The sequence below is a fragment of the Flavobacterium sp. genome (assembly GCF_039932285.1).
GTDB lineage: Bacteria > Bacteroidota > Bacteroidia > Flavobacteriales > Flavobacteriaceae > Flavobacterium.
The window spans coordinates 18434-29108 of the sequence record NZ_JBDTQE010000034.1; the positions used below are offsets into that span (position 1 = coordinate 18434).

The window sequence follows — 10675 nt, forward strand, 5'->3', positions numbered from 1 at the left end:
ATTTATTTTACTAAATCATAAAACCCGAAAAAATCTTTTTCGGGTTTTTGTTTATAATACTAATTACTTAATAATTCAAAATATCTATTTGGATAATCTGAAATAATCCCATCAACTTTCATCTTTATTAATTTCTTCATATCATTAATCTCATTAACAGTCCATGGAATAACTTTTATATTTTTTTTATGCAAAAATTCCACTTTTTTCTTATTTAATAATATGAATTCAGGACTATATATATTAGGATAAAAGCCTAAAAGAGCTATATTCTCTTCAATTGAAAGTTTATTTTCAACCAATAAAACAGTTTTTATTTCAGGATGATTTTTATGTAAATATTGCAATGTTCTAACATCAAATGATTGGATATAAAATCTATCAGATATGTTTTTAGTTTTTAAAACTGCCAATAATAAATCGACAAATTCTTTGGGTTCAGGATTAAATACACCATCACCATCGGGTGTGATTTTGGTTTCAATATTATAACGAATGGTTTTGTTGGGATATTTCTTTTTAATATAAATCTCCACACTATCTATCAATTCTGATAAAAGCGGTTTATAAGTTTTTAATTTTAATTGATCCAAAAATCGAGGGTGAACTTTACTACCACAATCATATTTCCTTATTTGGGCGTAATCCATCTGATACAAATTGAATTCTTTTTCATTGGATTCTGTAATTTCGCTGCCCTTTAAGTCAAAACAAAATTCGTGCGAAAGATAAGCATCATGTGAAACCACAACTTGATGGTCTTTAGAAATAACAACATCCATTTCTAGCGTGGTTACACCTATATCTATAGCTTTTTTCATGGCTTCGATAGAATTTTCAGGTAGTAAACCACGACAGCCTCTATGTCCTTGAATATCAAAATTTTGCCCAAAAGAAGCAATAGAAATAAGAAATAAAAAAGTAATTAATTGTTTCATTTAAAATCTCAATTTAATAGTCAATATTTTATCTATAAACATTTAATAATTGAAGAAGAGAACTTAATTCTTAGTTATTAATCTTTATTTCAAACATTTTGTCCCAATTTTTTCCAGTAACAAAAATGGTTTTAGTTTTAGGATTGTAAGCAATTCCATTGATAACATCATCTGTTGTTACATGAGCTAATTTTCTTAAACCTGACAAATCTACTAATGCTTCCACTTCGCCAGTGTTAGGGTTTATAATAATAATAGCGTCTTTTTGCCAAATATTAGCATAAATCTTTCCGTTTATCCATTCTAGTTCGTTTACATTTTTTATTTTGCTGGTATTCGTATAAACGTTTATAAAATCGATCATTTTCTGATTTTCTGGATTCATTTTCCAGATTTTCTCTGTTCCGTCAGATTGATAAATATTTTTTTTGTCGTTTGTCATACCCCAACCTTCAATTTTTTTATCAAATTGAAATGTTTTTTCCAGTTTTAATGTAGTTGCATCATAAATAAAACCAGTGGAGTCTGTCCAAGTTAACTGAAAAAGTTTACCATTGATAAAAGTAATCCCTTCGCCAAAATATTTGGAATCGATGTCTACTTGTTGCAAAGATTTACCCGTTTTATACTCTGTTTTTCTAACATAAGAAGTTCCAGTTTTTCCTGTACTTTCATACAAAAAATCGTTATAAAATTCTAAACCTTCTGTAAACGAAGCAATATCGTGAGGATACGTTTTTAAAACGGTATAAGTTAGTATTTTTGGTTCTACGCTAGATACCATTTCGACTCTTGTCGTTGTTTCTGCATTTTCTCCTTCAAAATACGCAATCGCTTTTAGGTTTTGGTACCCCAATTTTTCATTGGTTAACAAATAATTAAAAGCTGAATTTCCTTTTACAGCACCAATTTTTTTATCATTATTATAATAAACAACCGAATCAATCGTTTTGTTTGCTTCATTTTTTAAGGATAAATGGATGGTATCACTAGTATGAAACATCGATTTAAAAGTACTTTCATCGATAGAAAATAAATTTTTAGAATTATTTTTATCACCACAACTAATTAATGTTGTTAGTAATGATGTGAATATTAGTATTTTATAATTTTTCATTTCTAATTTTTTTACGATTACAATATATAACATCATTTTATATAAAACAATGCGCTTGCAAAAATACAAAAAGTTTGTATATTTGCACTGGCAAGTCCTACACGACCAGCTCCTGCAGACTCCTCCAGGGTGGGAACGCAGCAAAGGTATGTGGTTGAGCGGTGCGATGTAGGTCGCTTGCCATTTTTTAAATCTGACATTGTTCAGATTTTTTTGTTTATAGATATTCCTATTTTTATGAATGTATCTTGGCAAATTGTTCGATTCGAACTCAAGGAAACTTTTTCGATAGCTTATGGGAATTATTCTCATAGAGAAGCGCTCATTATTACATTAAATCACAAAGGAATTTCAGGTTATGGCGAATGTACGGCTATTGATTATTACCATATTAAATTAGAAGATTTTGTAGTTAAATTAAGCGCCATTAAAACTTTAATTGATAATCAAAAAATTAATTACCCAACAGCATTTTACGATTTTTTATTAAGTTTAAAATTACCTAGTTTTTTACGCTCAGCGATTGATTGTGCGTATTGGGATTTGTACGGAAAATTAGAAAAAAAGTCTTTTTTAGAATTAAACGCTATCGAAATAAATCAACTTCCAGAATCATCAATCACTATTTCTGTGGCTTCGGTAGAGGATCAAATTAAAAAAATTGAAAAGTCAAATTGGACTAAATTTAAAGTAAAATGCAATCATTTCGATAAGAAAGCGATTCAAAAATTAGTAGCTGTAGCTTTAGATAAAAATATAGCCTTAGATTCTAATGGAAGTTTTAGACCAGAAGATTGTATTTGGTTGCAAAATGAAGCCATTTCTAGTCAGTTTAGTTATATAGAACAACCTATGAAACCTGATAATTATTCGGTTTTAGATTGTAATTTGTTTGCAAATTGGATGGCAGACGAAGATTGTCAGGATAATATAAATTTACTTACTTTACAGTCACATTATCAAAGTATCAATATAAAATTAGTAAAATGTGGCGGATTAACACCTGCTTTACAACTCATAAAAGAAGCCAGAGCATTAAATTTTAAATTAATGATAGGTTGCATGACCGAATCATCTATTGGAATTTCGGCAGGAGCAGTTCTCGCGCCATTGGTCGATTATGCAGATTTAGACGGAGCCAATCTTATTGCAAATGATATAGCAAATGGTAGTAAAATTATAAATGGAAAAATACAATTATCAGATAAACCCGGATTGGGAATTTTTAAAATATAATTATGAAATTTAAATTTTGAATGATTTTTATACAAGGCATTCGCTCTTAAAAAAAGTTTAGCCACAAATTACACCAATTTTCACTAATTTTCGTCACATTTGAATTTTGATTGCACAAATTTGTGTAATCAAAAAACGCATTTAATCTGTGTTTATTCGAGTAATTTGTGGCGGAAACTTTTAAGAGCGAATGCCTTGTATAAAAATAATTCAACATTTAAAATTTAGCATTTAAAATAAAAAATAATGAGTAAAGTAGTTTTAATAACTGGTGGTTCATCAGGAATAGGTAAGTCGATCGGGGAATTTTTGTATCAAAAAGGATTTGTTGTTTATGGCACAAGTAGAAACCCAGAAAAAGTTGATAATTCAATTTTTCCATTAGTAGCACTCGATGTTCGTGATGCTAATTCGATTCAGAAAGCAGTTGCTAAAGTAATTGAAAAAACAGGAAGATTAGATGTCGTAATAAATAATGCAGGCGTTGGAATTACTGGACCAATTGAAGAAATTCCCACTCAGGAAATCAAGAATCATTTTGAAACTAATTTCTTCGGTCCAATAGAAGTGATGAAAGCTGTTTTGCCACAAATGCGTAGTCAAAAATCTGGATTAATTATCAATGTCACTTCAATTGCGGGTTATATGGGTTTGCCTTACCGCGGGATTTATTCGGCATCAAAAGGCGCTTTAGAACTAATTACTGAAGCTGTTCGTATGGAAACCAAATCTTTTGGTATACAAATTACAAATATTGCGCCAGGCGATTTTGCAACTAATATTGCTGCGGGTCGTTATCACGCACCAGTTATTAAGGGTTCAGCTTACGAAATTCCATACGGAAATACATTAAAATCTATGGATGAACACGTAGATTCTGGTAGCAATCCTAACGAAATGGCGGAAGCGGTTTATGCCATCATTCAAAACCCAAGCCCTAAAATACATTATAAGGTTGGTGCATTTATGCAAAAATTCTCGATTGTTCTAAAAAGAATTTTGCCTGATAAAGTCTACGAAAAAATGCTAATGAATCATTATAAATTGTAATTTTGCATTCAAATTTTACACAACTATATTAAATAAATAAAACATGAAATTTTTTATTGACACAGCAAATCTTGCACAAATTAAAGAAGCACAAGCCCTTGGAGTTCTTGATGGCGTTACTACAAACCCATCTCTTATGGCAAAAGAAGGAATTACAGGAAAAAACAACATCTTAAAACATTATGTTGACATTTGTAATATCGTAGAAGGCGATGTGAGTGCCGAAGTAAATGCAATGGATTTTGAAGGAATGGTTCGTGAAGGTGAAGAATTAGCGGAATTACACGATCAGATTGTGGTAAAATTACCAATGACCAAAGAAGGAATTATGGCATGTAAATATTTTTCTGACAGAGGGATTAGAACAAACGTTACTTTAATTTTCTCAGCAGGACAAGCGCTTTTAGCTGCAAAAGCTGGTGCAACTTATTGTTCTCCGTTTTTAGGAAGATTAGATGATGTTTCTACTGATGGTCTAAACTTAATTCAGGAAATAAGAGATATTTACGATAATTATGGTTTCGAAACGCAAATTCTTGCAGCATCAGTTCGTCATACAATGCACGTTGTAAATTGTGCTAAAATTGGTGCCGATGTCATGACAGGTCCTTTGTCATCTATCTTAGGATTGCTAAAACATCCTTTGACAGATATTGGAATTGCTCAATTTATTGCAGATTTTGAAAAAGGGAATAAATAGTTTTAAAATATTACAGCAACAAAAAAGCGTTTAACATATAAAATGTTAAACGCTTTTTTATTTTAATTTCAATATGTTATTTTAAATAATCTTCAAAATTAGCATCAAATAAACTTACAAAACCATTTTTTATTTTTCCTCCGGCATTAATAAGCATTACACGATGAATCTTAGTAATTACCCATTTTTCTTTAATATTCTGGAAGTTCGTGGCGTGTAATTCGGTAGTGTTTTTAAAATTATATTTTGCCAATGAATTTTGCCACTGTTTTTCAGAATCATCTATATTTATAGCTAAAAAATTCCAATTAGGATATTTAGATTTCAATTCTGTAACTCTTTGATGCGCCAATTCTAAATGAGAACTTGCCTCAGAAGTCCAAAAGAAAACAACTGTATTTTTAGTAAATAAATTATTTATTTTAACAGGTTTTTCGTTTGCATCTACTAAATCAATATCCGGTAATGATTTATTTGGCAATAAATTTTGGATAGATTCTTCAATATTCTTAATTTCTTTTTGTTTTTCTTTATCACTAGAAAGTTTAAAATATTCATTCAAAAATTCTTTATTACTCATCATATTTTGATCTTCTAGCAAATACATAAAAGCAATATTATTTAAAACAGAATTCTTAATCTTAACATTTGTAAATATTGAATCGGCAACATGTAATTTTTTAATATTATTCTGTAATGATTTTTCATCATTATCTTTACAAGTTACATTGTTAAGCATCGATGTTAAGTAGCGAACAAATGGAGAAAAACTAGTTAATTTTTCATTATTAAAATTTATCTGTTTTCTGAAATCATAATAGTCTTTAGGTAAATATTTACAAATTTCTTCATTTGTACGACGTTCATGCACAAAAGGATACATTTCTTTTTTAGTAAAATAATACATGTCTAACATCGCTTTTGCGTACAAATCGAAGTCTTCACTCCAACCGACTTCTGTTTGTCTTCTTAAATAAAAAGATTTACTTGCCTTATAATTTTTATCAATGGCTTTCGAAAATGTTTTAAAATCTTTATCATACAAATCGAAAATTGCATTTTTGTCTGCTTCATTTTTCAAGAAAAGTTCCATCAGGAAATTATTCTTTTCGTCTCCACGACCACAAAATGTAAGGGAATTATCAAATTCGTTCGTATTTAGACGAATCATTAAACTATCGTTTTTCTCGAAATAAATTTGCTGATACTCAGGGTCATGTTTAAAAGTGTACATGCCTGGAGCAAGAGAGTCATATTTTTTAAGGAATCTATTTTTATCGTCTAAAACAATAGTATCTATGACCTCATTATCTTTACATAAAAAGACATATTTCGAATTAGGGTTTATTATTTCTCCACCAAAATAGGCTTTATAGCCATCTTCTTTTGTTCCTTGTTTGCAAGAACACAAAAGTGCGACAGAAGTAATAGGAAGTAGGAAAAGTATTTTTTTGAAATAGGCAATCATCTAATGTTATTTTATTGATAAACAAATATATTTTTATAATTGATATCATGCTGTTAACAATCAGTTAAATTAAACTTACAGATATTGTAAAGTATTAGATTCAAAACTCCACTATTTTTGTTACTTTTGCAACACTTTTATAAAAAATAAATCAATGTTAACAATTTCAAATTTATCAGTACAATTTGGTAAGCGAATTTTATTCGACGAAGTAAATACAACCTTTGTTCAAGGTAATTGCTACGGAATTATTGGAGCAAACGGTGCTGGAAAATCAACATTTCTTAAAATAATTGCAGGAGAAATAGACCCAACTTCGGGTCGTGTAATTCTAGAACCAGGAAAACGTATGTCGGTTCTAAACCAGAATCACAATATGTTTGATGATAAAACGGTGCTGGAAACCGTAATGATGGGAAATAAAACTTTGTTTGAGGTAAAAAGTCAAATGGACGAATTGTACCTTAATTATACAGATGAAAATGCTGATAAAATAGGGGAGTTGCAAGTCCGTTTTGAAGAAATGAATGGTTGGAATGCCGAATCTGATGCTGGCGCCATGCTTTCTAATCTTGGAATTTCTGCCGATTATCAATACACGCTTATGGGTGATATGGAAGGAAAACTAAAATTGCGTGTGCTTTTGGCGCAAGCATTATTTGGGAATCCTGACGTTCTGATTATGGATGAACCTACCAACGACTTGGATTTTGAAACCATAGGTTGGTTAGAAAATTTCTTGGCTAACTATGAAAATACAGTTTTAGTAGTTTCTCACGATAGACACTTTTTAGATTCAGTTTGTACGCACGTTTCTGATATCGATTACGGAAAAATAAACCATTATTCAGGAAACTATACTTTCTGGTACGAATCGAGTCAATTAGCTGCAAAACAAAGAGCACAACAAAATAAGAAAGCCGAAGAAAAGAAACAAGAATTAGAAGAATTTATTCGTCGTTTTAGTGCCAATGTTGCCAAATCTAAACAAGCAACTTCTCGTAAAAAAATGATCGATAAATTAAATTTATCCGATATAAAACCATCATCTCGTCGTTATCCAGCTATTATTTTTGATACCGAACGTGAAGCTGGAGATCAGATTTTGAATGTACAAGATTTAAGCGCTTCGATAGATGGAGAAGTCTTATTCAAAAATGTAGATTTGAATATGGCAAAAGGAGATAAAGTGGTTATTTTTTCTAAAGATTCTCGTGCTACTTCAGCTTTTTACGAAATATTAAACGGAAATATGACTGCCGATTCTGGAACTTTCGATTGGGGAATTACAACTAACCAGTCGTATTTGCCTGCCGACAATCATAGTTTTTTCGAAAATGATTTGACGCTAGTAGATTGGTTGCGCCAATGGGCAAAAACCGAAGAAGAACGCGATGAAGTTTATGTACGTGGTTTCCTTGGAAAAATGATTTTTTCTGGTGAAGAAGCGCTGAAAACGGGTCGTGTTTTGTCTGGAGGAGAAAAAGTACGTTGCATGTTATCTCGTATGATGATGATGCGCGCTAATGTATTGATGCTCGACGAACCTACAAACCACTTAGATTTAGAGTCGATAACAGCATTTAATAACTCATTAAAAAACTTTAAAGGTTCCATATTATTTACAACACATGACCATGAGTTTGCACAAACTGTTGCCAATCGTGTACTAGAAATTACACCAAAAGGAGTCATAGATCGTTATACAACTTTTGATGAATATCTGGAAGATGAAAAAATTCAGGAATTAAGAAAGAAAATGTATTCTTAAATTAAAATAAAAACTCCAGCAATTGCTGGAGTTTTTATTTATATGATTTTCTTAATAACTCTTAATTTATGCGTGTGTTTATTTGTTTCGGCATTATAAATTCCAAGATGGTCTAATCTATCAATTCTTACTTTTCCACTGGCGTGAATGATGTAATTATCGTCCATAATGATACCAACGTGTATAATATTTCCTTCGTCATTGTCAAAAAAAGCCAAATCTCCAGGCTCACTTTCTTCAATAAAACTTAATGCTTCTCCTTGGCTTGCTTGTTGGGAAGCGTCGCGAAAAAGTTTATAACCATTTAATTTGTACACCATTTGTGTAAATCCTGAACAATCTATCCCAAAAGGTGTTTTTCCGCCCCACAAATAAGGTGCATTCATGTACATAAATGCAGTGTTTATAAGATTAGATTTGGGTTTTATACCACTAATTTTTAAACCTTCGAAAGAAAAATTATCAGTATTTATTGCTTCATGATTTAAAAAAGATAAGGAAGCGCCAAGAGGAATAGGGATTAATATATTTTTAGGAGAAGTAATATATTCTATCAAATCAGAATTTAAAACAATAGAATCTTTAGATAGTTGTTCAAATTGTTCTTCGGTAATTTTTGCAAATTGTTTGTTGTCTATCCAGCCTTCATAATCATCGTATGCTAAATGTATTCTAGACCATTTTTGAGTATGTTCTAAAATACTAAAATGCTCACCAAATAAAACCTGCGAAACTAATTCACTTCGGTCGCTAGGCTCTATTCGTAAAGGGATATTGGCTAAATTGCAAATTCCAAACATGTAATTCAATTATGAATTTTAAATTACGAATTATGAATTCTAAAACTCATAATTCGTAATTCGTAATTTTTTTTAGGCTTTTTCGATAACAATTGCTGAAGCACCACCGCCACCATTACAAATAGCAGCTGCGCCAATTTTAGCATTGTTTTGTTGTAAAACGTTTATCAAAGTAACAATGATTCTCGCTCCAGAACATCCAAGAGGATGACCTAAAGAAACAGCACCACCATTTACATTAATTTTATTATTATCTAAACCAAGAATTTGTGCATTAGCTAATCCTACTACTGAAAAAGCTTCGTTAAATTCGAAGAAATCTACATCAGAAGTTGATAATCCGGCTTTCTTTAAAGCGATTGGCAATGCTTTTGCAGGAGCAGTTGTAAACCATTTTGGTTCTTGTGCTGCATCTGCATATCCTTTTATATAAGCTAATGGCTTTAATCCCATTGACAATGCTTTCTCTTCACTCATTAATATCATTGCTGCCGCACCATCATTTATAGTTGAAGCGTTAGCTGCGGTAACTGTTCCATCTTTAGTGAAAACAGCATTTAGAGTAGGAATTCGATCTAATTTTACATTAGTATATTCTTCGTCTTTAGAAACTACAATTGGATCACCTTTTCTTTGTGGAATAGTTACAGGAACAATTTCGTTATCAAATTTTCCGGCATCCCAAGCCTTTGCAGAACGTTCGTAAGATTGAATCGCAAAATTATCTTGATCTTCTCTAGTGATTTTATATTCAGAAGCGCATAAATCTGCAAAAATACCCATAGCTTGTTGATCATAAGCATCGACCAATCCATCTTTTTGCATACCGTCAAGCATTGATGTTGGTCCAAATTTCACACCATTTCTCAAATGAACATAATGTGGAATCATACTCATGTTTTCCATACCACCAGCTACTACGATTTCGGCATCGCCACACATAATTGCTTGCGCTCCTAACATAACAGATTTCATCCCAGAAGCACAAACTTTATTTATTGTAGTACAAGCTACTTCGTTAGATAAACCTGCAAAAATTGCTGCTTGTCTAGCAGGAGCTTGTCCAACACCAGCTTGTACTACGTTACCCATATATACTTCATTTACTAAAGCTGGATCTAAGTTTATTTTATTTAATGCACCTTTAATGGCAATTGCTCCTAATTGAGGGGCAGGAACACTTGATAATGCTCCCATAAAACTTCCAATAGGAGTACGAACTGCTGATACTATAACTACTTTTTTCATTTTTGAAATATTCTTAAATTACAGTGGCGAATTTACTAATTTTAAAAAGATTTTATAGTTCTTAACTAGTTTTTTTTTGAATATAATAACTATTTAGTTTTAAATAATAAATTCATTTTTATTGTATAATGTTGATTATTAAATGTTTTAAAAATTAATAACAAATAAAATAAAAATAAATAACTAAAAAGTTGGTAATATTCGTTTGATACCCTACATTTGCAACCGCTTAAAAGGGAGAATTACATTCTTTATTGGAGAGTTGCCTGAGTGGCCGAAAGGACTTGTTTGCTAAACAAGCGTATGGGTAACTGTACCAAGGGTTCGAATCCCTTACTCTCCGCTTC

General features: G+C 31.1%; 9 protein-coding genes, 1 tRNA gene and 1 other RNA gene. 6 read left to right on the forward strand and 5 right to left on the reverse strand.

The window, feature by feature from the left end; translation table 11 throughout:
• Nucleotides 1-59: 59 nt before the first annotated feature.
• Together ABI549_RS07955 and ABI549_RS07960 are read right to left on the reverse strand one after the other, a co-directional pair.
• Nucleotides 60-938: a glycerophosphodiester phosphodiesterase gene (locus tag ABI549_RS07955; RefSeq protein WP_348075931.1), complete on the reverse strand. Its 879-nt coding sequence runs from the start codon at nt 936-938 to the stop codon at nt 60-62.
• A gap of 70 nt (nt 939-1008) precedes the next feature.
• Nucleotides 1009-2055: a glutaminyl-peptide cyclotransferase gene (locus tag ABI549_RS07960; protein ID WP_348075932.1), complete on the reverse strand. Its 1047-nt coding sequence runs from the start codon at nt 2053-2055 to the stop codon at nt 1009-1011.
• An 88-nt stretch (nt 2056-2143) separates the two neighbouring features.
• On the opposite strand from ABI549_RS07960, the gene ffs reads away from it, so the two are divergent.
• The 4 genes from ffs to fsa all read left to right on the forward strand — a co-directional run bounded on the left by ffs (nt 2144) and on the right by fsa (nt 5041).
• An RNA gene (gene ffs / locus ABI549_RS07965) (signal recognition particle sRNA small type) lies at nt 2144-2241 on the forward strand.
• Between the two features lie 51 nt (nt 2242-2292).
• Entirely contained in the window at nt 2293-3291 is a 999-nt protein-coding gene (locus ABI549_RS07970) for an enolase C-terminal domain-like protein (protein ID WP_348075933.1), read from the forward strand.
• 246 nt (nt 3292-3537) lie between these two features.
• Nucleotides 3538-4341, forward strand: a complete 804-nt coding sequence (locus ABI549_RS07975; RefSeq protein ID WP_348075934.1) for an SDR family oxidoreductase — start codon at nt 3538-3540, stop codon at nt 4339-4341.
• Nucleotides 4342-4384: 43 nt separating this feature from the next.
• Nucleotides 4385-5041: a fructose-6-phosphate aldolase gene (gene fsa, locus ABI549_RS07980; protein ID WP_091477526.1), complete on the forward strand. Its 657-nt coding sequence runs from the start codon at nt 4385-4387 to the stop codon at nt 5039-5041.
• Nucleotides 5042-5117: 76 nt separating this feature from the next.
• On the opposite strand, the gene ABI549_RS07985 is transcribed toward fsa, so the two are convergent.
• Complete coding sequence (locus ABI549_RS07985; RefSeq protein WP_348075935.1) at nt 5118-6509, reverse strand: thioredoxin-like domain-containing protein; 1392 nt, start codon at nt 6507-6509, stop codon at nt 5118-5120.
• 154 nt (nt 6510-6663) lie between these two features.
• Between ABI549_RS07985 and ABI549_RS07990 the strand changes: the two genes are divergently transcribed.
• Entirely contained in the window at nt 6664-8280 is a 1617-nt protein-coding gene (locus tag ABI549_RS07990) for an ATP-binding cassette domain-containing protein (RefSeq protein WP_348075936.1), read from the forward strand.
• A 38-nt stretch (nt 8281-8318) separates the two neighbouring features.
• On the opposite strand, the gene ABI549_RS07995 is transcribed toward ABI549_RS07990, so the two are convergent.
• Both ABI549_RS07995 and ABI549_RS08000 read right to left on the reverse strand, forming a co-directional pair.
• Nucleotides 8319-9080, reverse strand: coding sequence for a C40 family peptidase (locus tag ABI549_RS07995; RefSeq protein WP_348075938.1), 762 nt, complete (start codon nt 9078-9080; stop codon nt 8319-8321).
• A 72-nt stretch (nt 9081-9152) separates the two neighbouring features.
• Nucleotides 9153-10328 carry an acetyl-CoA C-acyltransferase gene (locus tag ABI549_RS08000; RefSeq protein WP_348075937.1) on the reverse strand — a complete coding sequence of 392 codons (1176 nt, stop codon included), beginning with the start codon at nt 10326-10328 and terminating at the stop codon, nt 9153-9155.
• A gap of 256 nt (nt 10329-10584) precedes the next feature.
• Here ABI549_RS08000 and ABI549_RS08005 point away from each other — a divergent pair.
• Nucleotides 10585-10671, forward strand: a tRNA-Ser gene (locus ABI549_RS08005).
• Nucleotides 10672-10675: the final 4 nt, after the last annotated feature.